This is a genomic window from Nocardiopsis sp. iso_25 (assembly GCF_056173305.1).
In genome coordinates this window covers 5,373,417-5,398,596 of record NZ_CM149667.1, presented here as the reverse complement: position 1 = coordinate 5,398,596, position 25,180 = coordinate 5,373,417, and the positions used below count along the sequence as shown (strand labels likewise).

The following is a 25,180-nucleotide window of genomic DNA, read 5'->3' as shown; positions in this document are numbered from 1 at the left end:
GAGGAGAGGACGGCCACGTGCCCGACGCGACCTTCCGACCAGCCGTCGTCCAGGGCGTCCTGGAGCGGGTCACCTACGCCAACGAGGAGAACGGCTACACCGTCGCCAAGGTCGACACGGGCCGGGGCGCGCACGACCTCCTCACCGTCGTGGGCTCCCTCATGGGCGTCCAGCCCGGAGAGGCGCTGCGCATGCACGGCCGCTGGGGCTCCCACCCGCAGTACGGCCGCCAGTTCCACGTGGACGACTACACGACCGTCCTGCCCGCCACGGTCCAGGGCATCCGCCGCTACCTCGGCTCCGGCCTGATCAAGGGGATCGGCCCCAAGATGGCCGAGCGGATCGTCGACCACTTCGGCACCGACGCCCTGGAGGTCATCGAGGAGCACCCCGAACGGCTCATCGAGGTCCCGGGCCTGGGGCCCAAGCGCACCCGGCTCATCGCCGACGCCTGGGAGGAGCAGAAGGCCATCAAGGAGGTGATGGTCTTCCTCCAGGGCGTGGAGGTCACCACCTCCCTGGCCGTGCGCATCTACAAGAAGTACGGCGACGCCTCCATCCAGATCGTGCAGAAGGAGCCCTACCGCCTGGCCACCGACGTGTGGGGGATCGGCTTCAAGACCGCCGACACCATCGCCCGCGCGGTCGGCATCCCGCACGACAGCCCGCAGCGGGTCATGGCGGGCATCCAGTTCACCCTCTCGGAGTCCACCGGCGACGGGCACGTCTACCTGCCCGAGGAGAAGCTCATCTCGGCGGCTGTGAAGATCCTCCAGGTGGAGGCCGGGCTGGTGATCGAGTGCGTGGCCGAACTCGTGGCCACCGAGGGCGTGGTCCGCGAGACCGTGCCCGGGCCCGAGGGCGAGCCGGTGCGCGCCGTCTACCTGCTGCCCATGCACCGCGCCGAGATCGGCCTCGCCTCCGGCCTGCGCGGCCTGCTCCACGCCCCGGCGGACCGCATGCCCGCGTTCGCCGGGGTGGACTGGGACGTGGCCCTGGACTGGCTGCGTTCGCGCACGCGCGCCGACCTCGCCGAGGCACAGAGGGAGGCCGTGCGGCTGGCCCTGTCGGAGAAGGTGTGCGTTCTCACCGGCGGGCCCGGCTGCGGCAAGTCCTTCACGGTGGCCTCCATCGTCACCATGGCCATGGCCAAGCACGCCACGATCGTCCTGGCCGCGCCCACCGGGCGCGCCGCCAAGCGCCTCACCGAGATGACCGGCATCGAGGCCCGCACGGTGCACCGGCTCCTCGAACTCCGCCCGGGCGGCGACGCCGCCTACGACCGCGACAACCCCCTCGACTGCGACCTGCTGGTGGTGGACGAGGCCTCCATGCTGGACGTGATCCTGGCCAACAAGCTGGTCAAGGCGGTCCCGCCCGGGGCGCACCTGCTGTTCGTCGGCGACGTGGACCAGCTGCCCTCGGTGGGCGCGGGCCAGGTGCTGCGCGACCTGCTGGACGGGGACTCGCCCGTGCCGAGCGTGCGCCTGACCCACGTCTTCCGCCAGGCCCAGAACTCCGGGGTGATCACCAACGCCCACCGGATCAACGGCGGTGAGCAGCCGGAGTTCCACGGCATGTCCGACTTCTTCCTCTTCCCGTGCGAGGAGACCGAGGACGCGGCCGAGATGACCGTGGACGTGGTCGCCCGCCGCATCCCGCGCCGGTTCGGCCTCGATCCGCGCCGGGACGTGCAGGTCCTCACCCCCATGAAGGGCGGCCCGGCCGGGGCCGCCAACCTCAACACGGCCCTCCAGGCAGCCGTGACCCCCTCCGGCGAGCACGTCCCCGAACGCCGGTTCGGCGGGCGCGTCTTCCGCGTCGGCGACAAGGTCACCCAGGTCCGCAACAACTACGACAAGGGCGGGAACGGGGTGTTCAACGGAACGCTCGGCGTGGTCACGGGGCTCGACCCGGTCGCCCAGGAGGTCCTGGTCCGCACCGACGAGGACGAGGAGATCTCCTACGACTTCGCCGAACTCGACGAGCTCGCCCACGCCTACGCCATCACCGTGCACCGCTCCCAGGGCAGCGAGTACCCCGCGGTGGTCGTTCCGGTCACCACCAGCGCCTGGATGATGCTCCAGCGCAACCTGCTCTACACGGCCGTCACCAGGGCCAAGAAGCTGGTCGTCCTCGTCGGCTCCCGCCGCGCCCTGGCCCAGGCGGTGCGCAACGCCTCCTCCGGGCGCAGGCACACGGCCCTGGCGCACCGGCTGCGGACGGCCGGTCGGCCGCCGCAGGAGCCCCCTGTCCCGGACGCCCCCTGACCGCACGCCACGGGAAGAGGAGGTGAACGTTCGCCGATACCCCTCACGCGCGTCCGCCCGGCGGCATAGGCTCTGCCCCGACCTTCCGGTTCCGGGCGCGCGCGTCCCGTCCCGGCCGGACCGCCAGCCACATCGGAGGCCGACGCTCTCTCCACTCCCCCCGGAGAGCGGCGGCACCCCCGGGCGCCGGCCTCTCCGCGTCGGCGCCCGGGTCCACACCCGCCGCCCCGAACGTCACCGGTCCTGGCTAGGCTCGCAACCGTGGAACAGCAGACCCTGATCGTGGTGGGCGCCGTCCTCGTCCGTGACGGCCGCGTCCTGGCCGCCCAGCGCGCCGAACCCGAGGCCCTGCGCGGCCGGTGGGAGTTCCCCGGCGGCAAGGTCGACCCGGGGGAGACCCCGGAGCAGGCCCTGGTCCGCGAGTGCCGCGAGGAACTCGGCGCCACCGTCCGCCCCCTGCACCAGCTCGGCGCGGACGCGCCCTTCCCCGCGCCCGCCAGGAGGCACACGCGCCCCGCCGTGCTGCGGCTCTGGCGCGTGGAACTGGTCGCGGGGGAGCCCCGGCCCCTGGAGCACCTGTCCCTGCGCTGGCTCGCCGCCGACGAGCTGCGCGGCCCGGACTGGCTGCCCGCCGACGTGCCCTTCCTCGACCTCGTCGAACCCCTGCTCGCCCCGGGCGCCGTTCCCCGTTCCTGACCCCCGCGGGCGAACGAACGCACTCCGGTGCCGCCGCGCACTCCACCGGGTTCCGCCTTCACCGGGCCATCATCCACGGCGCTCACCTTCACGGGGGCGTGCTTCCACCGGGCCGTGACGGCGGCGGCCTGCACGTTTCCCCAGCAGTCCACCATGACCGCATAAACTGGCGGTGGGCCGTGGCACTCCGCGGTTCTTCCCAGTACCAGGAGATCGAGCTTTCCCATGTCCAGCGCTACGCCCGTCGAGGGCTCCGCACGCCGCAGCGACCTCCGCAACGTCGCGATCGTGGCCCATGTGGACCACGGCAAGACGACCCTCGTTGACGCCATGCTCTGGCAGTCCGGTGTGTTCCGGGAGAACCAGGACGTCGACGACCGGGTGATGGACTCCAACGACCTGGAGCGCGAGAAGGGCATCACCATTCTCGCCAAGAACACGGCCGTCCACTACACCACGCCCGAGGGCGAGGACGTGGTCATCAACATCATCGACACCCCCGGCCACGCCGACTTCGGCGGCGAGGTCGAGCGCGGGCTGTCGATGGTCGACGGCGTGGTCCTGCTCGTGGACGCCAGCGAGGGCCCCCTCCCGCAGACCCGCTTCGTGCTGCGCAAGGCCCTCCAGGCCAAGCTCCCCGTCATCCTCGTGATCAACAAGGTCGACCGGCCCGACAGCCGGATCGCCGAGGTCGTGGACGACACCTACGAGCTGTTCATGGACCTGGACGCCGACGAGTCGCAGATCGAGTTCCCGATCGTCTACGCCTGCGCCCGCGACGGCAAGGCCTCCCTGGAGCGCCCCGCCAACGGCACGGTGCCCGACAACGACAACCTCGTGCCGCTGTTCAGCACCATCCTGGACACCATCCCGGCCCCCGAGTACATCCCCGAGGCCCCGCTCCAGGCGCACGTGACCAACCTGGACGCCTCCCCGTTCCTGGGCCGCCTGGCGCTGTGCCGCATCCAGCAGGGCGAGCTGCGCAAGGGCCAGCAGGTCGCGTGGATCCGCACCGACGGCAGCACCCAGCAGGTCAAGATCACCGAGCTGCTCATGACCGAGGGCCTGGAGCGCAAGCCCGCCGAGAAGGCCGGGCCCGGCGACATCGTCGCCATCGCCGGTATCGAGGACATCATGATCGGCGAGACCCTCGCCGACCTGGAGAACCCGGTCCCGCTGCCGCTCATCCAGGTGGACGAGCCCGCCATCTCCATGACCATCGGCACCAACACCTCGCCGCTGGTCGGCAAGGTCAAGGGCGCCAAGGTCACCGCGCGCCTGGTCAAGGACCGCCTCGACAAGGAGCTCGTCGGCAACGTCTCCCTGCGGGTCCTGCCCACCGAGCGCCCCGACGCCTGGGAGGTGCAGGGCCGCGGCGAGCTGGCGCTGGCCATCCTGGTCGAGCAGATGCGCCGCGAGGGCTACGAGCTGACCGTCGGCAAGCCGCAGGTGGTCACCCGGGTCGTGGACGGCAAGGTGCACGAGCCCGTCGAGCGCCTCACCGTGGACGCCCCCGAGGAGTACATGGGCGCCATCACGCAGCTGCTCAGCATCCGCAAGGGCCGCATGGAGAACATGGTCAACCACGGCACCGGCTGGGTGCGCATGGACTGGCTGGTGCCCTCCCGCGGCCTCATCGGCTTCCGCACCGAGTTCCTCACCGAGACCCGCGGCACCGGCATCGCCCACCACGTCTTCGAGAAGTTCGAGCCGTGGTTCGGCGAGCTGCGCACCCGCCCCAACGGGTCGCTGGTGGCCGACCGCGCCGGCGCCGCCGTCGCGTTCGCGATGTTCAACCTCCAGGAGCGCGGCACGCTCTTCGTCGAGCCGGGCACCGAGGTCTACGAGGGCATGATCGTGGGCGAGAACTCGCGCGCCGACGACATGGACGTCAACATCACCAAGGAGAAGAAGCTCACCAACATGCGCTCGGCCACCGGCGACGAGCTGGTGCGCCTGGTGCCGCCGCGCAAGCTGTCCCTGGAGCAGGCCCTGGAGTTCTGCCGCGAGGACGAGTGCGTGGAGGTCACCCCCGAGCACGTGCGCATCCGCAAGGTCGTCCTGGACCAGAAGGAGCGCGGCCGCATGACGGCCAACAAGAAGCGCCAGCAGCAGTAGGATCGCTGCCGCCGCCCGTGGGCGGGCCGCTCCGGCGGCCCGCCCACGGCGCGTTTTCCGGCCGGTCCCCTCGGGTAGACCCCTGAGCAGCATGAAGTCCGAGCCCACGTGTCCCCGCTGCGGGCGCGCGGTCCAGCCTCCGGGGCTGTGGACCAGCGCCTGGCAGTGTGACGCCCACGGCCCGGTGGCGCCCCTCCAGGAGGTGCGCGCCCCCGGGGCGGCCGCTCTGGAGGCGCTCCTGCCCCAGGCGCACGTCCCGGTCTGGATCCCCTGGCCGCTGCCCGCCAACTGGGTGGTCACCGGCTTCGCCGAGGCCGGTGACGACCGCAGCGGCGCCCTCGCCACGGCCGTGGCCCTCTCCGGGCCCGACCTGGTCGGCGGTGTCGGCGAGGTGGTCATCGTCGCCGAGGACCCGGGGGTCGGGCTCGGCGCCCGCCTCGCCGGGCTGGAGGGCCCCGACCCCGGCCACGGCTTCGACGCCTCCGCCGCCGACGCCAAGGTCCGCTTCGACGGCCACGAGATCGCCCTGTGGAGCCTGGACGTGGGCCCCGACCGCGCCGTCTACACCGGCGAGGCGCTCGCCCAGTGGCTGTGGCTGGTCTTCGCCTCCGCCGACACCGGCGTGCTCATGTGTGAGATCGGCTCCCTGCGGGACCTGCGCGACATCCGCGACGGCGGTCTCTCCCTGGAACCGCCCTTCGGCGCCCCCAGCCCGTTCCTCACCCGGGCCCTGGCCCCCCGGCGGGACGCGGACTGAACCGGCGGGGGGTTCCGCCCCGGCCGAGCGCGCCCGACCGCGCCCTACGTACAATCGCCCGGTGACACGTATCGACCTGCACGCCCACAGCTCGGTCTCCGACGGAACCGACACACCCGCCGAAGTCGTCGAGCACGCGGTCGCCGCGGGCCTCGACGTGCTCGCCCTCACCGACCACGACACGGTCGGCGGTATCCGGGAGGCGGCCGAGCACCTGCCCCCCGGGTTCACCCTGGTCCCCGGGATGGAGCTCTCCTGCGCCCACGCCGGATCCAGCGTCCACCTGGTGTGCTACCTGTTCGACCCCGAGGACCCCGCGCTCGACGGCGAACTGCGCCGGGTCCGCTCCGACCGCGCCTCCCGCGCCGAGGAGATGGTCCGCAAGCTCCACGAGCACGGGGTCGGCGTCACCTGGGAGCGGGTGCTGGAGATCGCGGGCGCCGGCCGCGACGAGTACGCCGACGCCAACACGATCGGCCGCCCGCACCTGGCCCGCGCGATCGTGGAGGCGGGCGCGGCCAAGGACGTGCAGGACGCCTTCGACCTCTGGATCGGCTCCGGCGGTCCGGCCCACGTCTCGCGGTACGCGATCGACCCGGTCCGCGCGGTGGAGCTGGTCCGGGCGGCGGGCGGGGTCTGCTCGCTGGCGCACCCGGGGCGGGCGGAGGGCGCCCTCAACGGCGCGGTCCCCCTCGAACTCGTGGAGCGCATGGCCGGGGCGGGACTGGGGGCCATCGAGGCCGACCACCCCTCGCACAACCGGCACCAGGCCCGCCACTGGCGGGGCGTGGCCGAGGAGCTGGGCGTGCTGGTCACCGGTTCCAGCGACGACCACGGAAGCCTCACCGGCCGCCGCCTGGGGTGCAGGACCACCGACCCGGAGGCGTTCGAACGGCTGGTGGCGCCCGCGACGGGGGTCCCCCTTCTGCGGGGGTGAACCGCGTGTCGCCGCCCCGGGGTCCGGTACGGTACCGACCACTGTGCGGGAGCGCGACAATGGTCGCAGCGCAACCACCCATACCCGGACGAAGTCGAGAGGTCTGAGCCGTGTTCTGGAATCGGAAGTCGAAGAAGCAGGAGGGCCAGGAGGCCACCGATTCCGCTGCGGAGGCCGCGGCGGAGCGCGAGGAGACCGCCGCCGCAGGCGGGGACGGGGACACGGAGGACGCGGCGAAGGACCCGGCCGGGACCGCCGAGGCCGCTGCGGAGGCCGCTGACGACGGCGCCGCGGAGCCCGCCGCCGACGCCGGGGAGCCCGCCGAGGCGGAGAAGGACGAGGACGCCGGGGACCCCGCCGACGACGAGAAGACGGACGAGGCCGGTGAGGCGGACGGCTCCGAGGACTCCGCCGAGGACGACGAGTCCGCCAAGGAAGCAGAGGACGCTGAGGACGCCGAGGACGAGGTGCCGGTGAAGGCCGACGTCTTCGCGGACGAGGGCGAGGAGGCCGGAGTGACCGGCCCCGACGCCGACGGCATCACGCGCGTGCGCACCGCCGGGACCTTCGAGTTCGACGGCGAGGAGTACCCGGTCGTCAGCAACACCTGGATCATCGACGCCGACGACGAGGGCGTCGTCGTCATCGACCCCGGCCACGACGCCGAGGCGGTCCTGGCGGCCGTCGGTGAGCGCGAGGTCTACCTGGTGGCCTGCACCAACGCCTACAGCCCGCACATCGAGTCGGCCATCAAGGTCGCCGAGGAGTCCGAGGCCCCCATCGCGCTGCACCCCCGCGAGATGCGCGCCTGGCGCCGCCACCACGGCGCCGAGCACCGCCCCGAGATCGAGGTGGAGGGCCAGGGCGCCCTCGACATCGGCAAGCTGCACATCGACGTCCTGGCCCTGCCCGGAACCTCCCCGGGCACCGTCGGCTACTACCTGGGCGAGCGCGGCGTCGTCTTCGGCGGCGACACCCTGCGCAAGGGCGAGCCCGGCATGGTCGGCAACACCTACATCGACTACACCACGCAGCTCGCCTCCATCGGCGAGGCGCTGCTGTCCCTGCCCCCGGACACGCGCATCCTGCCCGACCGCGGTCCGGCCACCACCGCGGCGGCCGAGGGCAAGAACTTCGACTCCTGGGTCTGAGCAAGGACCTCCCGGGGCCCCGCCCCCGTCCGGCCGCCGCCCCGTCGCCCGGACGGGACGGCGGCCGTCGCCGTGCGGGCCGGGGTCAGCGGCGGCCCACCGACTCCGCCTCGTTCCAGAACGCGGTCAGCGCGCTCGCGACGGTCTCGGGCGCCTCCACGTTGGGGGAGTGCCCGGCACCGGGCACCACGATGCGCTTGGCGCCCAGCCGCTCGGCCATCCGGTCCTGCTCCTCCAGCGGCCAGGCGTCGTCGTTCTCGCCGTACAGGACCAGCTTGGGGGCCTCCAGCCGGGCCACCTCGTCCACGCGGTCCGGCGCGGACATCAGCTCCTCGGCCGTGTGCATCAGGCCCACGGCGCTGCTGCTCAGCAGCCGCTCGCGCAGGAACTCGCGGATCTCGGCCCGGGGGCTGCGGGTCCGCGCCATGGAGTCGAACTGCTCCTCCCACAGCTCGCGGAGCCGCTCGGCGGTGGGGTTGATGGACACGGCGGCGACGAGGGCGCTCGCCGTGCGCGCGCCCGGGCCGCTCAGGGCGCCGGGGCCCGAGCACAGGAGGGTGAGCGAGGCCAGCGGAGCCATCTCCACCAGCGCGGCCTCCCGGGAGACCAGCCCGCCGAAGGAGTGGCCCAGCAGGTGGACGGGGCCGCCGTCACCGACCTGGTCCATGACCTCGGCGACCACCGCGCCCAGGGAGGGCAGGCCGTAGTCCGGTCTGCGCACGCCCGGGGGAGGGGAGAGGGATTCGGGGCCCGGCGACTCGTAGGTGCCGGGAAGGTCGATCGCGACCACCTCCCGCCCGGCCTGGGCCAGGCTCTGGAGGAGGGCGATGAAGTCCTCCTTGCTGCCGGTGAACCCGTGCACCAGGACAGCGGGGGCCAGTTCGGGGCCGCCGGAGGTGGGCAGCGCCCGCAGGGCGGCCACCGGACCGTACGACAGGTTCAGATCGGCGCGTCGCACGCCCGGTGGCAGGTCGATGAACTGAGGTGTACTCACGTCGGGTCACCCTAGACGATCGCCGGCCCGGGCAGAGACAACCCGGGCCGTGGCCGAGGACCGGGACCGGCGCGGACGTCGGTCCCAGTGCCCCGCGACCGGGCCGCGGGGCGCACGGCCGCGACGCCCGCCACGGGCGGGCGCCGGGAGGGGTCAGGTGTTCTCGGGGTCCCTGCGGACCGCGCCGCGGGTGCGGCGGCGGCGGCGTACCCTGCGCGCGCCCTCGTCGGAGGGGGCCGCGCCCTCGCGCGGCGCCTCCTGGACCGCGGGCGCGCTCTCGGGCTTCGCGCCCGGGGCGGTCTCGGCCCCGGCCGCGCTCTGGCCGCCGCGGGTGCGCCGGCGCGAACGGTTGCGGCCGCGGCCGCGCCCGCCCTCGTCACGGACGCTCTCACCGCGTCCGCCGCCCGAGCGGGCGCCCTCGCCGCGGCTCCGGCCACGCCGGCCGCCGCGCTCACCGCGGGCCACCCCGGTGTCGCCGATGTCCTCGATCTCCTCGGCCTCCAGGCCCGCGTGCTCGTCGCGCCGGTCCTCGGCCAGCTTGCCCTTGGTCCCGGCCGGGATCCGCAGCGCCTCGAAGAAGTGCGGCGAGGTGGAGTAGGTCTCCTCCGGCTCGTGGAAGGGCAGGCCCAAGGCGCCGTTGATCAGCTTCCAGCGCGGCATCTCCTGCCAGTCCACGAAGGTGACGGCGGTGCCGCTGCGCCCGGCCCGGCCGGTGCGGCCGATGCGGTGCGTGTAGGTCTTCTCGTCCTCGGGGGTCTCGTAGTTGACCACGTGCGTGACGTCGTCCACGTCCAGTCCCCGGGCGGCCACGTCGGTGGCGACCAGGATGTTGATCTTGCCGTTGCGGAAGGCCCGCAGGGCCCGCTCGCGCTGGCTCTGCCCCAGGTCGCCGTGGACGGCCGCGACGGCGAACCCGCGCGCCTCCAGGTCGCCCGCCACCCGGTCGCAGGCCCGCTTGGTCTGGCAGAACACCATGCTCTGGCCGTGGTCGCTGGCCTGGAGCAGGCGGGCGAGCATCTCGATCTTGTCCATCTGGTGGGTGCGGAACGCGTGCTGCGTGATCTGCCCCGTGATGGCCGAGCCGTCGATCTCGTCGTCGTCGCTCGCCCGCACGTGCGTGGGGCGGTGCAGGTACTTGCGCGACAGGGAGACGATCTCGCTCGGCATGGTGGCCGAGAAGAGCATGGTCTGGCGCTCGTCCGGGGTCTTGGTGAGGATGCGCTCGATGTCGGGCAGGAAGCCCAGGTCGAGCATCTTGTCGGCCTCGTCCAGCACCACCGCGGACACCCCGTCCAGGCGCAGGTGCTTCTGCTTCTCCAGGTCCAGCAGGCGGCCCGGGGTCCCGACGACGACGTCGGTGCCCTCCTTGAGCCCGTTGACCTGCGGCTCGTAGGAGCGGCCGCCGTAGACGGTCAGGATGCGGGTCCCGCTGCGCTTGCTGGCGGTGGTCAGGTCCGCGGCGACCTGGATGGCCAGCTCGCGGGTGGGGACCACGACCAGGGCGCGCGGCCGCTTGGGCGTGCCGGGGTCCTTCTGGGACCGCTGGAGCAGGGGCAGGCCGAAGGCCAGGGTCTTACCGGTGCCGGTACGGGCCTGGCCGATGATGTCGCTGCCGCCCAGCGCGATCGGCAGGGCGAGTTCCTGGATGAGGAAGGGCTCGACGATCCCCTCCGCCTCCAGGGCGTCCGCGAGCTCGGTGTTCACACCGAGGTCGCGGAAGGTCGTCTTGGGTTTGGTCGTCTCTGCTGTGCTGCTCAGGGCTCAAGCCTCCATCTTGGCGGGCCGCAACGTTGGCGTGGCCGCGGCGGGATGCGGTCGCGGACGGCTCCTGGCCGCCGCGGGGGCGCGGCTCACCGGTCGTTCCTCTCGCGGAACGGTGCGGTGGCGCTGCCGTGATGTCCCGTGCGGCGCAGGGGTTGTCCGGCCGCGGATCGGGACCGTCCCCGCTCGGAACGGGGTGCATCCGTGGTTCGTCGTTGTTCCTCGCGCGGTCCGGGCCACCGTCGGTGGGGTCCGCGCCTGTGCGGGCGCCGCCTCCGCGGCGCCGGTACGTGGGAGATCCCGCGTGTGTGAGGGAGATGTCCGCGTCGGGCGCACACACCGGTCATCACGCAGAGTCTAGCTGGTGACTCGCCAGGTGGACATACCAGTTCACCGGGCTGTGGACGGCTTGGACCGTACCCGCTCCCGGCGTGTACAACCGTGCCTTCGGTCCGTTTAGTCCCCGGTTCGGCGCCCGGACGGCCTGGCGATACCCTGGCGGGCATGACCCACGGCCCCTCCGCCGAGCCCGGCGTGATCGACCTGCTCGGCCTGCTCGCCTACGCGGAGCTCGGCTCCTTCTTCCGCCTCGCCGACGACGCGGGCCTGGCCCCGTCGCTGCGCTCCAAGGGTCAGCTCGCCGCCCTCGCCGCCACGGAGCAGGCGCACTACCAGTCGCTCCGCGACCGGCTGGAGGAGCTGGGCACCGTGCCCGAGGAGGCCATGGCGCCCTTCGTGGAGCCGCTGGACGCCTGGCACGCCAGGACCGAGCCGCAGAGCTGGCTGGAGAGCCTGGTCAAGACCTACGTCGGCGAGGGCATCGCGGGGGACTTCTACCGCAAGGTCGCCGAGCTGGCCGACGAGGAGACGCGCACCCTGGTCGAGGGCGTGCTGGCCGAGACCGGCCGGGCCGAGTTCGTCTCCGCGACGGTGCGCGCCGCCGTGGAAAAGGACCCCAGACTGGTCGGACGCCTGTCCCTGTGGGCGCGCCGCCTGGTCGGCGAGGCGCTCAGTCAGGCGCAGGCGGTGGCGGTCTCGCGCCCCCGGCTTGCCGCGCTCCTGGCGGGGGGCGGCGGACACGACGCGGACGGCACGGGGCTCGGCGACCTCGCCGCGGTCAGCCGGATGTTCGCCTCGCTCACCGACCGCCACTCCGACCGCCTCAAGGCCATGGGGCTGACCGCCTGACCCGCCGTCGCGGCGGCCCGATTCCTTGCCCGTCCTTGACCGGGACCTGTGCGACCTTGGTCAAGCGCGGGTAATATCCAACACTTTCGTGACGATTCGTTGGGCACTGGCCGTAAAATCGATGAAGTTTCCGTCTCCTGACCACGCGAGTAGGTACTTCCATGCCCAGTGGGACCTCCGTGCGCCATCCGCTGGCCGGACTCACCCGTGACTTCCACCGGATCGGCCCCCTCGGCGCCCCGATCGAACCCTGGATGTGCGCTGAGCTGGACCAGCACGCCGCACAGGTGTGCGAAGGCATCACCTCCTCCGGCGGCGAGCTCAACGCCCGCACCCTGGGCACCTACCTGCACGGGTTCCTCGACGGCTGCCTCGAACGGGGCTGGGACTCCGAGGCGGTCGAGTACGACTGGGAGACGCTGCGCATCCTCGCGATCTGCCGACTGGCCAAGGAGCGCGGTTTCGTCCGCTAGGTTTGGTGGCGTCCGCAGAACGGTGTGGTCCACAACCCGAGCTCCTCGTGGCCCCCGCCCCTGCCCGTTCTCCGGTGGAAACCCGTCATCGGGCGTACGCTGAAAAGTACCGGTGACTCCACAGCGGCCGACGACGGCCCGGCGCACCGCGGCGGAACCAGGGCCCTGCGGAATGCAACCTGGGACTGACGGCGTTATGTCGGTCCGGAAAACGGACCCACAGGCGCCGTAACTGGCGGAGCGGCCCGCAGAGCCGCGAGAAAGGAAGGCGAATGAGGAGCGGTCGGCATGGGGCGGCGCGCCCACCGGTCGGCGTCCTGATCCAACAGGACCGCGTCGACTTCGCGCTTTTCGCACTGATCTTCGTCGTCGCGCTGGTGTCGATGGTCTTCACCGGGCCCGGGAACGCCGCTTTCTGGCTGGCCTTCCTCCCGATCATCGCCTCCGTCGTACTGACCTTCCGGCGGATCGAGCACCTCTCCCGCCTGGAACTGCGCGACTCCGAGTTCCTGTAGGGGCCCGCGGGCCGTTCGCACCGGTCCGCGGAGCGCCCCCGACGGCACACGGCGAGGGCGGGGCCGCACGGCCCCGCCCTCGTTCCGTGTCCGCGCCCCCGGCTAGGGAGCGGGCGGCTCGCCGCCCGTGCCGCGCCGTGCGCTCTGGGAGGTCGCGCCCTCGCGCGGCTCCGTGCGCTCGGCGGCTGCCGGACGGCCCAGGGCCGCCTCGCGTCCGGCCCGGTAGCTGCTCTCCTCGCTCATGCGGCCGGTCTCGCGCTCGGCCACGTCCAGCCAGCGGGACCAGCGCGAGCGCATCGGCTCGATCATGCCGCCGCCCACGCCGACGACGAGGATGCCGCCGATCGTGGCCAGGACCGCGATCAGCACCGGCACGGTGACGGTCACCGCCACGCCCATCTGGTTCAGCGCCGCGATGACGCCGAGGGCCAGGATGAACACGCCCGCGGCGTTGGCCAGGAAGCGGCCGTAGGAGAGGCCGCCCAGCGCGCCGGAGACGATGTCGCGGACCGCCTTGGCGATCATCGCTGCCACCACCACGATCACCAGCGCGACGATGCCGCGCGGGATCCAGGAGATGACGTCGTTGAGCAGCGTGCTGATCGGGTTCGGTCCGAAGACGCTGAACGCGAGCGTGAACACGAACAGCAGCCCGACGTAGTAGATGATCTTTCCGCACAGCTCGCTGGCGCTCCACCGGCTGCGCTCGAAGTACTCGCCCACACCTCCGCGGTGCAGGGCGCGGTCCAGTCCGACTCCGTGCAGACCCTTGGCGACCGCCTTGCCCACCAGCCAGGCGATGATCCATCCCAGGACCAGGATCACCAGGAAGCCGATCAGCAGCGGCACGAAACTCGCCACCGCCTGCCAGGCCGTCGACAGGCCCTGACCCATGTCCATAACGTCTTCACCCCCAAATCGCTTGCTCCGCCGGGGCTTCGAGGCGAAGGACCGGGCGGATACGGCGAAGAGAAGTGCGTTACTTCTCATTCCGGCGATACCCGGAGGGCGGCAATTGAATCGCTTGTCCCACGCAAGCGGAGGTGATTACCTTTTTTTGGGGCATTCCTTGCCCGAAGGTGGGAAGAAATCCCTTTTCCGTGTTCCGGGGCGCTTTCCGGGAAGCGCAGGGAAAGGCGAAGGCCCCGTGCGCGCACGGGGCCTTCGGGGCGGTCGCGCCCGCTAGGCCTGTTCGCCGGAGCCGCGGTGGAGGTCCCAGCCGCTGATCCCGCGCCAGGCCAGGCGGGCCACCAGCTGCTCGGCGGCGTCCTTGGGCACGGAGCCGCGACTGTTGAGCCAGTACCGGGCGCTGGTCTCGGCCATGCCGACCAGCCCGATGCTCAGCAGGTGCGCCTCCTCGTCGGAGATGCTGGTGTCCTGGCGGATCACCTCGCCGATGGCCTCGGCGCAGCGCTGGAAGGTCTCCTCGGTCTTGGCCCGCACGGCCGGGAGGTTGCGCAGGTCGGACTCGAAGACCAGGCGGAAGGCCTCGCCGTCGCCCGCGACGAAGTCGAAGTAGGCGCGAAAGCTCGCGATGACGCGCTGACGGTTGTCGTCCGTGCTCTCCAGGGCCTCGCGCTGCTTGTCGACCAGGACCTCGGAGTGTTCCTCCAGCAGGGCCAGGTACAGCTCCAGCTTCCCCGGGAAGTGCTGGTACAGGACCGGTTTGCTGACTCCGGCGCGGTCGGCGATCTCGTCCATCGCCGCCGCGTGGTACCCGCGCGCGACGAAGACCTCCTGGGCCGCCGCCAGGAGCTGGCGACGGCGCCTGACCCGGGGCAGACGGGTTCCCCGGGCGCGGGAGTCTGAAGGAGCTGTCACACCGACCCTCCGAACTCGGCATGGCAGATGCACGCCATAACCGGACATCTGCGTGGCTAGTGCTTGCGGACCGCGGCCAGTGGCGCGCTCCACAGCGGTCCCCCTCATCCTACTCCGGCGTAAGTTCCCCGTGAGCAGCGGGAAGCCTGTCGGGGCCCCTGGCGGGCACGGTGCGGCACCGGCCGAACACGTGGTCAGGGCCGCGATCGGCGGCCGGGAGGAAGCGGAGGAAAAAGGACGCGGTCCCGGGCGGGGGAGCCCCCGTCAGCGCCGCTCCTCGTCGTCCGCGCCCGCCTCGCGGGCCTGTTCGACGACGTCGGCCTCGGCGGCGTGCTCGAAGCTCTCCTCGGACGGCTCCTCCCACCCGTCCCCGCCCCCGTCGGCCCCGGCGGACGCGCGCTGCTCGACCGCGTCGGCCTCGGGCACCTCGGCCCCGGGGTCCCCTCCGGCGGCCGGGCGTCGTCCCACGGAACGGTTCTCCTGTGCCACGGGGTCCTCCCCAACATCGTCGCCGTGCGTACGCCCGACCACTACCCGCCGCCCCGGCCGGTACGCGCGGCCCCGGGGATGAACTCGCACGCCGCGTTGGTTGTGACTGGCGGGGACGGGCCCGCGAAGGGTGTGCTCCACGCCTCCCGGTGACGGGAATGCAATACCCCACCCGTTAGGTTGGGTATAAGTGCAAGCACGCTTCGCCTCCCCGCCCCCTCGCCCGGTGGCCCCCGCGCTACGGGCGGTGCGAAGCAACCCGAACAGACATGAGGAGTCACCGTGTCGCTGCCGCCGCTGGTGGAACCAGCTGACGAGCTGACCGTGGACGAGGTGCGCCGTTACTCGCGTCACCTGATCATCCCCGACGTGGGTATGGACGGGCAGAAGCGCCTGAAGAACGCCAAGGTCCTGGTCGTCGGCGCGGGCGGCCTGGGCTCCCCGGCGCTGCTCTACCTGGCCGCCGCGGGCGTGGGCACGCTCGGCATCATCGACTTCGACGTCGTCGACGAGTCCAACCTCCAGCGCCAGGTCATCCACGGACAGAGCGACGTCGGCCGCCCCAAGGCCGAGTCCGCCCGGGACAGCATCAAGGAGGTCAACCCGGGCGTCCGCGTCATCCTGCACCAGGACCGCCTGGAGTCGGACAACGCGCTGGAGATCTTCGCCGACTACGACCTGGTCCTGGACGGCACCGACAACTTCGCCACCCGGTACCTGGTCAACGACGCCTGCGTCATCCTCGACAAGCCGTACGTGTGGGGTTCGATCTACCGCTTCGACGGCCAGGTCAGCGTCTTCTGGAACGAGTACGGGCCCCAGTACCGCGACCTGTACCCCGAGCCCCCGCCGCCCGGCATGGTGCCCTCCTGCGCCGAGGGCGGCGTCCTGGGTGTGCTGTGCGCCTCCATCGGCTCGGTCATGGTGAACGAGGCCATCAAGCTGATCACCGGCATCGGTGAGCCGCTGGTGGGCCGCCTGCTCATCTTCGACGCCCTGGAGATGTCCTGGCGCGAGGTCAAGGTCCGCAAGGACCCCGACACCGAGCCGGTTACCGAGCTCATCGACTACGAGGCGTTCTGCGGCGCCGTGTCGGAGGAGGCCACCGAGGCCGCCGCCGGTTCCACGATCACCGCGGGCGAGCTCAAGGACCTGCTGGACAACAAGCCCGAGGAGATCTTCCTCGTGGACGTCCGGGAGAAGAACGAGTACGAGATCGTCAGCATCCCGGGTGCCACGCTCATCCCCAAGGGCGAGTTCCTCAACGGCAGGGCCCTGGAGCAGCTGCCGCAGGACCGGCGCATCGTCCTGCACTGCAAGTCGGGCGTCCGCTCCGCCGAGGCGCTGGCCGCGGTGCACGCGGCCGGGTTCTCCGACGCCGTCCACGTGGGCGGCGGCGTCCTGGCCTGGATCAACCAGGTCGACCCGAGCCTGCCCGAGTACTAGACGGACGGGCCCGACGGGGGCGGGGCGGTGCCGGGAGGCGACTTCCGGCACCGCCCCGCCGCGTTCGCGCCCCGGCCCGGGACCCGGCCCCCGTTCCGCCGTCGTGCCTGCTCAGCGCGCCGGGTGGGTAGGGGTCGGTCAGGGGCCGTCGGCCGACGGCGGCCCGCTCCTCGGGAGGTGGCTCCATGGGACGCAGGGGACGCTGGGCGGACTGGGTGGCGATCCTCGCCGGCCTGGCCCTGGGACTGAGCTGGATCTGGCACGGGATGTACGGCTTCGGCGGGGGCGCGATGTTCGTCCTCGGGCTGGGCGTCATCGTGGCCTCGGTCATGTCCATCACCCGGCCGGGGGCGCTGTCGAGCGAGGCGGGCGTCCTCGCGATCGGCGTCCTGGTCTTCGTGATGCCGTGGCTGCTGGGCTTCACCGACCTGACCGCCGCCGCCTGGACGGCGTGGGTCCTCGGCGCCGTCGTGGCGCTGCTGGGGGCGTTCGGCCTCGTCAAGGCGCGCCAGGCCCGCAGGCGCGACCCCGAACTGGCCTGGGGCGCGCACGGCGACCAGGTCACCGCCTGACCGCGGCACCGCGCGCACGCCGGGTCCGCCTCCGCGGCGGGCCCCGCCGTGTCGGCGGTCCCCGGTAGGCTGCCGCCTGTGTTCGAGGACGCGGAGGGCGGGCCGGACGACTACGCCGAGGAGGTCCTGGCGGTGGTCGAGCGGATCCCGTCGGGACGGGTGATGGCCTACGGCGACATCGCCGAGTACGTCGGCAGGGGAGGACCCCGCCAGGTCGGCTCGGTCATGTCCTCCTGGGGCGGTGCGGTGGCCTGGTGGCGCGTGGTGCGCGCGGACGGCAGACCGCCCTCATGCAACGAGGTCCGCGCCCTGTCCCACTACGCGGCGGAGGGCACGCCCATGCGCCCGGGAAGCGATCGCGTGGACATGCGCAGGGCCCGCTGGGACGGGGAGGGCGGGGGCTGAGCGGTCCGTTGTGGCGGGGATGACGTGCGGGATGGTCGCCACCCTCTGGTGAACTGGACGGGTGAACACATCTCCGTACCGTCTCGTGCGGCGCGCCCACCGGGTGCAGCCGCCGCCGGTGCTGGACGAGAACCAGCGGCGCGTGGTCGAGCACGAGGGCGGGCCCCTGCTGGTGCTCGCCGGTCCCGGAACAGGCAAGACCACCACGATCGTCGAGTCGGTCGTGGACCGCATCGACCACCGGGGCGCGGACCCCTCACGCGTGCTGGTGCTCACCTTCAGCCGCAAGGCCGCCCAGGAGCTGCGAGAGCGCATCACCGCCCGGCTGCGCCGCACCACCCGCGAACCGCTCGCCCTGACCTTCCACAGCTACGCCTACGCCCTGATCCGGCGCGAGTTCCAGCGCATGGGCGACCTGCCGCCGCGCCTGCTCTCGGGGCCCGAGCAGCTCATGGAGGTCCGCGAACTCCTGCGGGGCGAGGCCCTGGACGGCGCACCGGACTGGCCCGAGCGCCTGCGCCCAGCCCTGGAGACCCGCGGGTTCGCCGAGGAGCTGCGCGACTTCCTCATGCGCGCCCAGGAACGCGGCATGGGCCCGGACGAGCTGGCCGCGCTCGGCCGCGAGCGCGACCGCGACGACTGGGTGGCCGCGGCCGGGTTCCTGGACCGCTACACCGGCCGGTTCGACATCGCCCCCGTGCCCACGCTCAACTACGCCGAACTCGTGCGCGTCGCCGCCAACCTGCTCTCCGACCCCGGGGTCCGCGAGCGCGAGCGCGCCGCCCACGAGGCGGTGTTCGTCGACGAGTACCAGGACACCGACCCCGCCCAGGAGGAACTCCTGCGCGCCCTGGCCGGGGACGGCCGCGACCTGGTCGCGGTCGGCGACCCGGACCAGTCCATCTACGCCTTCCGCGGCGCCGAGGTGCGGGGCATCCTCGACTTCCCGCGCCGCTTCCCCACCGCGCGGCGCACCGAGGCGCCCGTGGTCGCGCTGCGCACCTGCCGCCGCAGCGGCCGCGCCCTGCTGTCGGCCTCGCGCGGACTGACCCGGCGCCTGCCCGCGGTGGCCTCCGCCCGCGGCCACGTCAACGAGCACCGCGACCTGACCCCCACCGAGGGCGTGCCCGACGGCGAGGTCCGCGTGCTGCTGGCCGACAGCGCCGCCCAGGAGGCCGCGGTCGTCGCCGACACCCTGCGCCGCGCCCACCTGGTGGACGGCGTCCCGTGGTCGGACATGGCCGTGCTGGTGCGCTCCTCCACCCGGCAGCTGCCGGTGCTGCGCCGCGCCCTGACCGCCGCCTCGGTCCCGGTCGCGGTCGGCTCCGACGACCTGCCCGTGGCGGCCGAGCCGATCGTGCGCCCCATGCTCGCGCTGATCCGCTACGGGCTGGCCCCGGCCGAGCTGGACGAGGACGCCGCGCGCGAACTGCTCACCAGTCCCTTCGGCGAGGCCGACACGGTACGGCTGCGCAGGCTCGTGCGCGCGCTGCGCCGCCTGGACCTGGACCGCGCCCACGACGGCGGCGCCCCGGCGGGGGACGCCCCGGAGGAAGGTGGCCGGGAAGAGGCGGGCCCGGAGAGGGGCGGCGCCTACCGTCCCTCCTCGCAGCTGCTCGTGGACGCCCTGCGCGACCCGGCCGAACTCACCCTCGTCGACCCCGAGATCGCCGCGCCCGCCACCCGTGTCGCCCAGGCACTGCGCACCGTCCGCGACCTGGACGCCAGGGGGGCCGACGCCGAACAGGTCCTGTGGGAGCTGTGGCGCGACAGCGGGCTGGCCGACCGCCTGCTGCGCGCCAGCCTGGCCGGGGGCCGCCGGGGCGCCGCCGCCGACCGCGACCTGGACGCCGTGGTCGCCCTCTTCGAGAGCGCCGCCCGCTACTGCGACCGGCTTCCGCCGGGCAGCCCCGCGGGGTTCCTGGAGGACCTCGCCGCCCAGGAGATCCCCGGCGACAGCCTCGCCGAGCGCGCGCCTGAGGGCGAGGCGGTGCGCATCCTCACCGCCCACCGCTCCAAGGGGCTGGAGTGGGGCCTGGTCGTGGTCGCCGGAGCCCAGGAAGGGGACTGGCCCGACCTGCGCCTGCGCGGCTCCCTGCTCGGCGTGGAGGAACTCGTCGACACCGACGTGCACTCCGCCGACTCCTCCGGGGCGGCCCTGGCCTCCAAGCTCCTGGACGAGGAGCGCCGCCTGTTCTATGTGGCACTCACCCGCGCCCGCCGCACCCTGGTGGTGACCGCCGTGGGCGGGGAGGACACCGACGAGCGGCCCTCGCGCTTCCTGACCGAGATGGGCGTGGGCGAGCCCGAACCCGTCAGCACCGGCCTGCGCTGGCTGTCCCTGCCCTCGCTCGTCGCCGACCTGCGCTCGGTGGTCACCGACCCAGGCGCGCCCGTTCCGCTGCGCGAGGCCGCCGCCACCCACCTGGCCCGCCTGGCCGAGGAGGGCGTGCGCGGCGCCGACCCCGCGGAGTGGTACGCGCTCACCCCCTTCACCGACGACCGGCCCCTCGCGGAGCCGGAGGACACCATCCGCGTCTCGCCCTCCCAGGTGGAGAGCTTCACCAACTGCCAGCTGCGCTGGCTCCTCGAACGCGCCGCCGGGGCCTCCTCCGGCGACTCCGCCTCGGCCCTGGGCACCGTCGTGCACGCGGTCGCCGTCCTGGTCGCCCAGGGCAGCACCCCCGACGAGATCAGCGGGCGCATGGACGAGATCTGGGCCGACCTGGACTTCGGCGGCCCCTGGCAGGCCAGGGCGCAGCGCGACCGGGCCGACACGATGGTCCGCAAGCTCGTGGACTGGGAGGCGGCCAACGACCGCGAACTCGTCGTCACCGAGGAGGGCTTCCGGGTGGACGTGGGCGGCATCGAGATCACCGGCCGCGTGGACCGCCTCGAACGCGACGACCGGGGCAGGGCCGTGGTCGTGGACATCAAGACCGGCAAGAACAAGGCCGACGACCTGGCCCGCCACCCCCAGCTCGGCGTCTACCAGATGGCCGTGCTCAAGGGCGCCTTCGCCAAGCTCGGCCTCACCGAGCCCGGCGGCGCCGCGCTCGTGCAGGTCGGCGAGAAGATCCAGAAGGCCCGGGAACAACCCCAGCCGCCCCTGAGCGAGGACCCCGACCCCGGATGGGCCGGGACGCTGGTGCGCGAGGTCGCCACCGGCATGGGCGGGTCCCGCTTCACCGCGACACGCAACAAGGGATGCAGGTCGTGCGCAGTGCGCGCCTGCTGCCCGGTTCAGGACGAGGGCAGACATGTCTGAAACCCACCCCCACCCCCGCAGCTCCCCCTCCCGCCCCCACCCCGAACCCGAACCCGGCCCCCGTCCCCGCTTCTCGCCCCCGGAACTCGCCCGCCTCCTCGGCCAGCCCGAGCCCACCGCCGAGCAGTCCGAGGTCATCAGCGCCCCGCTGGAGCCGGGCGTGGTCATCGCGGGCGCCGGGTCGGGCAAGAGCGAGACCATGGCCTCGCGCGTGGTGTGGCTGGTCGCCAACGGCCACGTGCGCCCCGAGCAGATCCTCGGCCTGACCTTCACCCGCAAGGCCACCGCCGAGCTGGCCGAGCGCGTGCGCAAACGCCTGGAGCAGTTGCGCGCCACCGAACAGCTGCCCGAGGAGCTGCTCGACGGCGAGCCCACCGTGTCCACCTACAACGCCTACGCCGGTCGCATCGTCGCCGACCACGCCCTGCGCGAGGCCGTCGAGCCCACATCACGGCTGCTCAGCGAGGGGCAGGCCTGGCAGATCGCCGCCCGCGTGGTCGGCGAGTACGACGGACCCATGGACCTGATCACGGTCGGGGCCGACACCGTCACCCGCCGGGTCCTGGAGCTGTCCGGCCAGATCGCGGACCACCTCACCACCACCGAGCAGGTGCGCGGCATCGGCCGGTGGCTGCGCGCGGCCGTCGAGGCCCTGCCGCGCAAACCCGCGGTGCCCACCCGCAACCTGCTCAACGCCCAGCTGCGCCGCGAACAGCTCCTGCCGCTCGTGGAGGGCTACGAGCACGCCAAGCACGTGCGCGAGGCCATGGACTTCGGCGACCAGGTGTCCCTGGCCGCGCGCATCGCCCAGAACCACCCGGAGGTCGGCCTCATCGAGCGGGGCCGGTTCCGCGTGGTGCTGCTGGACGAGTACCAGGACACCAGCCACGCCCAGCTCGTGCTGCTGCGCGCCCTCTTCGGCGAGGGCCACGCGGTGACCGCGGTCGGGGACCCCTGCCAGTCCATCTACGGCTGGCGCGGGGCCATCGCCGCCAACCTCGCCAACTTCCCCAACGACTTCCCGGCCGCCCCGGGCCGGGCCGCGTCCGTGCGCCGCCTGGCCACCAGCTTCCGCAACGGCGAGAGGGTCCTGGAGGTGGCCAAGCACATCTCCGAGCCGCTGCGCGCCGAGAGCGCCGAGGTGCCCGTGCTCTACCCCGGTCCTGCCCGGCGCGGCCGCGGCGCCGTCCGGACCGGTCTGTTCATCGGGCAGCGGGAGGAGGCGCGGTGGATCGCGGAGCAGGTCGCCGGCTACCTGCGCGCCGCCCCCGGCGGTGCGGGCAGCGCCGCGACCGCCCCCGACGGGCTGCCCTGGCCGCCCGGGGAGTCGGGCGGCGCCGCGGACGGCGGCGTCAGCCCCGGCGACGTCGCCGTGCTGTGCCGCAAGCGCTCGCAGTTCCCGGCGATCCGGGAGGCCCTGGAGGCGCTGGACATCCCGGTGGAGGTGGTGGGCCTGGGCGGGCTCATGATGGTGCCCGAGGTCCGCGACATCATCGCCACCCTGCGCGTGGTCCACGACGCCTCCGCGGGCAACGAGCTGGCCCGCATCCTCACCGGGCCGCGCTGGCGGATCGGCCCGCGCGACCTGGCCGCCCTCGGGGCCCGCGCGGCCGAGCTGGCCCGCCAGACCCGGCGCGACCTCACCGGGCCCGAGCCCGACGGGGGCGCCGAGGACGACGTCCTGCGCCGCACGGTCCTGGACCTGACCGCCGAGAGCGGCAGCCTGGTGGACGCGGTGGACGACCCCGGCCCCGCCGCGAAGTACTCCGCGACCGCCTACGAGCGCCTGGGCCGCCTCGCCGAGGAGCTGCGCTCCCTGCGCAAGCTCGTGGGCCAGCCGCTGCCCGACCTGGTCACCGAGACCGAGCGGATGCTCGGCCTGGACATCGAGGTGGGCGCCCGCAGCGGCCGCGACCCCTTGTCCGCCCGCGCCGACCTGGACGCCTTCGTCGACCACGCCGTCCGTTTCGCCGGGAGCAGCGAGGACCCCACGCTCGGCAGCTTCCTCAGCTACCTGCGTGCCGCGTCCGAACGGGAGAGCGGCCTGGCCCCCGGCGAGCGCGTCGGCGGGAGCGACACCGTCAAGCTCATGACCGTGCACGCCTCCAAGGGGCTCCAGTGGCCCGTGGTGGTCGTGCCCGGCGTCAGCGGCGGCAAGTACGCCCCGCTGTTCCCCACGAGCCTGTCCGAGGGCGACATGTGGATCAAGGGCGAGCACCTGCTGCCCTACCGGCTGCGCGGCGACCGCCAGAACCTGCCCGAGCTCCTGGCGGTGGACAAGAAGGGCATCGACGCGTTCAAGGAGGCCGAACGGGAGCGCCACCTGCTGGAGGAGCGGCGGCTGGCCTACGTCGCCGTCACCCGCGCCTCCTTCGCCCTGCTGTGCACCGGCCACTGGTGGGGGACCGACGCCGCGAGCGAGCGCGGCCCCTCCCCGTTCCTGGAGGAGGTCCGTGAGGTCTGTCGTGATGAGGACGTAGCGCACTGGGAGCCCAGGCCCGACCCCGACGACAACCCCTACGAGGAGGAGGACGACGGCACGGCCGAGTGGCCGCCGCCTGAGGACGACGCCTCCGTCCCGCCGGAGGAGGGCGCCGAACCGGACCGGCCGCGCGACCGCCGCGCCCAGATCGCCGAGGGGGCGGCCCTGGTCGAGCGCGCCCGAGCCCGCCTGCTCGCGGGGGAGGCCGACCCCGCCGAGGAGGCCGCGCCGCCGCCCGGGCTGCGCCGCCGCATCGGGGGCTGGGAGCGCGACACCGAGCTGCTGCTCGCCCACCGCCGCGCCGAGGGGCCGGGGTCCGGGGACGGCACGGTCCAGGTCGAGCTGCCCGCGCACCTGTCGGTGTCGTCCATGGTGTGGCTGGCCCGCGACCCCTCCGCCCTGGCCCGGCAGATCCGCAGGCCGCTGCCGCGGCCGCCCGCGCCGCACACGCGCCGGGGCACCGCGTTCCACGCATGGCTGGAGCAGCGGTTCGGCCAGCGCGCCGCCCTGTTGGACGAGCTGCCCGGCGCCGCCGACGAGACGGCGGGCCGGGACGAGGACCTCGCCGACCTCCAGAGCCGCTTCGAGGAGAGCGAGTGGGGCCCGCGCGTGCCCGTCGAGGTGGAGGTGCCCTTCGAGACGGTCATCGGCGACCGGCTCGTGCGGGGGCGCATGGACGCGGTCTTCCACGACCCCGCCTCCGGCCGCTACGACGTGGTGGACTGGAAGACCGGGAGCCCGCCCGGCAACGGCCCCGAGCGCCGCGCCGTGGGCGTGCAGCTGGCCGCCTACCGGCTGGCCTGGGCCGACCTGGCCGGGGTCGCCCTGGAGGAGGTGAGCGCCGCCTTCCACTACGTGCGGGCCGGGCTGACCGTGCGCCCCGCGGACCTGCTCGACGCCGAGGGGCTGGCCGCGCTCATCGACTCCGTCCCCGAACCCGGGTGAGAGCTCCGCCACCACCGCGGGTCGCCGTCCGTTCACCGGTGTGGTGGACAATGACCCGCGTGTCGATCCCAGGAATCCCCCAGGACAGCGGCGCCCCCGTGCGCGCGGGCGTCCCCGAGCACGGGCGCGTCCCCAAGTACTACGCGGTCCGGATACAGCTCACCGAGCTGGTGTCCGGGCTGACGGTGGGCCAGCCGCTGCCCACCGAGCGAGAGCTGGCCGAGCGCTTCGGCGCGGCCCGCGAGACGGTCCGCCAGGCGCTGCGCGACCTCCTGCTGGAGGGCAGGCTCAGCCGCCGGGGACGTGGCACGGTGGTGGCCGGACCCAAGCTGGAGCAGCCCCTGTCCCTGGCCAGCTACACCGAGGGCGTGCGCCGCCAGGGGCTGCGGCCGGGCCGCTCCCTCATCGACCTGCGCAGCTGGCCCTGCCCGCCCCGGCTGGCCGAGGAGCTGCACCTGAGCCCGGGCGAGCCGGTCTGGCACCTGGAGCGGGTGCTGCTGGCCGACGACGAGCGGGTGGGGCTGGAGTCCACCTACATCGCGGTGGCGCGCGTGCCCCGCCTGGACGTGGACTTCGACCCGGACTCCACCTTCTACGGCTACCTCGCCGACAGGGTCGGCATCACGTTCGGCGACGCCGACGAGCGCCTGGAGACCGTGCTGGCCGCCCCGCGCGAGGCCCTGCTCATCGGCACCCCTCCGGCGCTGCCGATGCTGCTCATCCACCGCGTCTCCCGGGACGAGAAGGGCGGCCCCTTCGAGCGGGTGCGCTCGCTCTACCGGGGCGACCGGTTCAGCTTCAGCGTCCACCTGGCCGGGGACGGGCGCGAGTAGGGGCGTCCGCCGGCGGACGCCGGAGCGCGGCCCCGCCCGCCGGGCACTTTTGTATCGGA

General features: G+C 73.4%; 20 protein-coding genes. 15 read left to right on the top strand and 5 right to left on the bottom strand.

The annotated features are described in order from the left end of the window. Positions 1-17 precede the first annotated feature (17 nt). The 6 genes from recD2 to AC0VX6_RS23140 all read left to right on the top strand — a co-directional run bounded on the left by recD2 (position 18) and on the right by AC0VX6_RS23140 (position 7,929). Positions 18-2,270: an SF1B family DNA helicase RecD2 gene (gene recD2, locus AC0VX6_RS23165; RefSeq protein ID WP_274974639.1), complete on the top strand. Its 2,253-nt coding sequence runs from the start codon at positions 18-20 to the stop codon at positions 2,268-2,270. Positions 2,271-2,531: 261 nt separating this feature from the next. Then, complete coding sequence (locus AC0VX6_RS23160; RefSeq protein ID WP_248771932.1) at positions 2,532-2,966, top strand: (deoxy)nucleoside triphosphate pyrophosphohydrolase; 435 nt, start codon at positions 2,532-2,534, stop codon at positions 2,964-2,966. Positions 2,967-3,191: 225 nt separating this feature from the next. Further along, the gene (gene typA, locus AC0VX6_RS23155; protein ID WP_019608173.1) at positions 3,192-5,084 is read left to right on the top strand and encodes a translational GTPase TypA; all 1,893 of its coding nucleotides are present in this window, start codon (positions 3,192-3,194) and stop codon (positions 5,082-5,084) included. A gap of 91 nt (positions 5,085-5,175) precedes the next feature. Then, the gene (locus AC0VX6_RS23150) at positions 5,176-5,841 is read left to right on the top strand and encodes a DUF6758 family protein (RefSeq protein WP_274974637.1); all 666 of its coding nucleotides are present in this window, start codon (positions 5,176-5,178) and stop codon (positions 5,839-5,841) included. 61 nt (positions 5,842-5,902) lie between these two features. Next, entirely contained in the window at positions 5,903-6,778 is an 876-nt protein-coding gene (locus AC0VX6_RS23145; RefSeq protein WP_274974636.1) for a PHP domain-containing protein, read from the top strand. A gap of 110 nt (positions 6,779-6,888) precedes the next feature. Further along, positions 6,889-7,929, top strand: coding sequence for an MBL fold metallo-hydrolase (locus AC0VX6_RS23140; RefSeq protein WP_274974635.1), 1,041 nt, complete (start codon positions 6,889-6,891; stop codon positions 7,927-7,929). An 85-nt stretch (positions 7,930-8,014) separates the two neighbouring features. Here AC0VX6_RS23140 and AC0VX6_RS23135 read toward each other — a convergent pair whose 3' ends face one another. Both AC0VX6_RS23135 and AC0VX6_RS23130 read right to left on the bottom strand, forming a co-directional pair. Next, positions 8,015-8,887, bottom strand: a complete 873-nt coding sequence (locus AC0VX6_RS23135) for an alpha/beta fold hydrolase (protein ID WP_475469423.1) — start codon at positions 8,885-8,887, stop codon at positions 8,015-8,017. Between the two features lie 189 nt (positions 8,888-9,076). Continuing rightward, on the bottom strand, positions 9,077-10,627 hold the full coding sequence (locus tag AC0VX6_RS23130) for a DEAD/DEAH box helicase (RefSeq protein WP_274974634.1): 1,551 nt from the start codon (positions 10,625-10,627) through the stop codon (positions 9,077-9,079). A gap of 561 nt (positions 10,628-11,188) precedes the next feature. On the opposite strand from AC0VX6_RS23130, the gene AC0VX6_RS23125 reads away from it, so the two are divergent. The 3 genes from AC0VX6_RS23125 to AC0VX6_RS23115 all read left to right on the top strand — a co-directional run bounded on the left by AC0VX6_RS23125 (position 11,189) and on the right by AC0VX6_RS23115 (position 12,860). Further along, positions 11,189-11,872 carry a ferritin-like fold-containing protein gene (locus AC0VX6_RS23125; protein ID WP_274974633.1) on the top strand — a complete coding sequence of 228 codons (684 nt, stop codon included), beginning with the start codon at positions 11,189-11,191 and terminating at the stop codon, positions 11,870-11,872. A gap of 161 nt (positions 11,873-12,033) precedes the next feature. Further along, the gene (locus AC0VX6_RS23120) at positions 12,034-12,345 is read left to right on the top strand and encodes a DUF6401 family natural product biosynthesis protein (RefSeq protein WP_047870279.1); all 312 of its coding nucleotides are present in this window, start codon (positions 12,034-12,036) and stop codon (positions 12,343-12,345) included. A gap of 272 nt (positions 12,346-12,617) precedes the next feature. After that, the gene (locus AC0VX6_RS23115) at positions 12,618-12,860 is read left to right on the top strand and encodes a hypothetical protein (RefSeq protein ID WP_013154833.1); all 243 of its coding nucleotides are present in this window, start codon (positions 12,618-12,620) and stop codon (positions 12,858-12,860) included. 102 nt (positions 12,861-12,962) lie between these two features. Here AC0VX6_RS23115 and AC0VX6_RS23110 read toward each other — a convergent pair whose 3' ends face one another. The 3 genes from AC0VX6_RS23110 to AC0VX6_RS23100 all read right to left on the bottom strand — a co-directional run bounded on the left by AC0VX6_RS23110 (position 12,963) and on the right by AC0VX6_RS23100 (position 15,170). After that, entirely contained in the window at positions 12,963-13,760 is a 798-nt protein-coding gene (locus tag AC0VX6_RS23110) for a mechanosensitive ion channel family protein (protein ID WP_274974632.1), read from the bottom strand. Positions 13,761-14,042: 282 nt separating this feature from the next. Then, complete coding sequence (locus tag AC0VX6_RS23105) at positions 14,043-14,681, bottom strand: TetR/AcrR family transcriptional regulator (RefSeq protein WP_274974631.1); 639 nt, start codon at positions 14,679-14,681, stop codon at positions 14,043-14,045. A 264-nt stretch (positions 14,682-14,945) separates the two neighbouring features. Continuing rightward, positions 14,946-15,170: a hypothetical protein gene (locus AC0VX6_RS23100; protein ID WP_475466035.1), complete on the bottom strand. Its 225-nt coding sequence runs from the start codon at positions 15,168-15,170 to the stop codon at positions 14,946-14,948. Positions 15,171-15,452: 282 nt separating this feature from the next. Between AC0VX6_RS23100 and moeZ the strand changes: the two genes are divergently transcribed. The 6 genes from moeZ to AC0VX6_RS23070 all read left to right on the top strand — a co-directional run bounded on the left by moeZ (position 15,453) and on the right by AC0VX6_RS23070 (position 25,121). Further along, positions 15,453-16,616 (top strand): adenylyltransferase/sulfurtransferase MoeZ, encoded by a 1,164-nt coding sequence (gene moeZ / locus AC0VX6_RS23095; protein WP_274974629.1) that lies wholly within the window; start codon positions 15,453-15,455, stop codon positions 16,614-16,616. Between the two features lie 185 nt (positions 16,617-16,801). Then, complete coding sequence (locus tag AC0VX6_RS23090; protein ID WP_212642913.1) at positions 16,802-17,188, top strand: SPW repeat protein; 387 nt, start codon at positions 16,802-16,804, stop codon at positions 17,186-17,188. A 78-nt stretch (positions 17,189-17,266) separates the two neighbouring features. Beyond that, the gene (locus tag AC0VX6_RS23085) at positions 17,267-17,593 is read left to right on the top strand and encodes an MGMT family protein (protein ID WP_212642914.1); all 327 of its coding nucleotides are present in this window, start codon (positions 17,267-17,269) and stop codon (positions 17,591-17,593) included. An 85-nt stretch (positions 17,594-17,678) separates the two neighbouring features. Then, entirely contained in the window at positions 17,679-20,861 is a 3,183-nt protein-coding gene (locus AC0VX6_RS23080; RefSeq protein WP_475469422.1) for an ATP-dependent helicase, read from the top strand. Next, positions 20,854-24,288: an ATP-dependent helicase gene (locus AC0VX6_RS23075; protein ID WP_475466033.1), complete on the top strand. Its 3,435-nt coding sequence runs from the start codon at positions 20,854-20,856 to the stop codon at positions 24,286-24,288. The genes AC0VX6_RS23080 and AC0VX6_RS23075 overlap by 8 nt, the downstream gene beginning before the upstream one ends. A 50-nt stretch (positions 24,289-24,338) precedes the next feature. Then, a complete protein-coding gene (locus tag AC0VX6_RS23070) occupies positions 24,339-25,121 on the top strand; it encodes a GntR family transcriptional regulator (protein WP_248771920.1) in 783 nt (260 codons plus the stop codon). The last annotated feature ends 59 nt before the right edge of the window (positions 25,122-25,180 follow it).

Excerpts from the sequence above, each read along its gene's own strand:
- AC0VX6_RS23115 (WP_013154833.1), top strand. The coding sequence starts at position 12,618 with ATGAGGAGCGGTCGGCATGGGGCGGCGCGCCCACCGGTCGGCGTCCTG.
- AC0VX6_RS23090 (WP_212642913.1), top strand. The coding sequence starts at position 16,802 with ATGGGACGCAGGGGACGCTGGGCGGACTGGGTGGCGATCCTCGCCGGC.
- AC0VX6_RS23075 (WP_475466033.1), top strand. The coding sequence starts at position 20,854 with ATGTCTGAAACCCACCCCCACCCCCGCAGCTCCCCCTCCCGCCCCCAC.
- typA (WP_019608173.1), top strand. The coding sequence starts at position 3,192 with ATGTCCAGCGCTACGCCCGTCGAGGGCTCCGCACGCCGCAGCGACCTC.
- AC0VX6_RS23120 (WP_047870279.1), top strand. The coding sequence starts at position 12,034 with ATGCCCAGTGGGACCTCCGTGCGCCATCCGCTGGCCGGACTCACCCGT.
- AC0VX6_RS23150 (WP_274974637.1), top strand. The coding sequence starts at position 5,176 with ATGAAGTCCGAGCCCACGTGTCCCCGCTGCGGGCGCGCGGTCCAGCCT.
- AC0VX6_RS23110 (WP_274974632.1), bottom strand. The coding sequence starts at position 13,760 with ATGGACATGGGTCAGGGCCTGTCGACGGCCTGGCAGGCGGTGGCGAGT.
- AC0VX6_RS23125 (WP_274974633.1), top strand. The coding sequence starts at position 11,189 with ATGACCCACGGCCCCTCCGCCGAGCCCGGCGTGATCGACCTGCTCGGC.
- AC0VX6_RS23070 (WP_248771920.1), top strand. The coding sequence starts at position 24,339 with ATGACCCGCGTGTCGATCCCAGGAATCCCCCAGGACAGCGGCGCCCCC.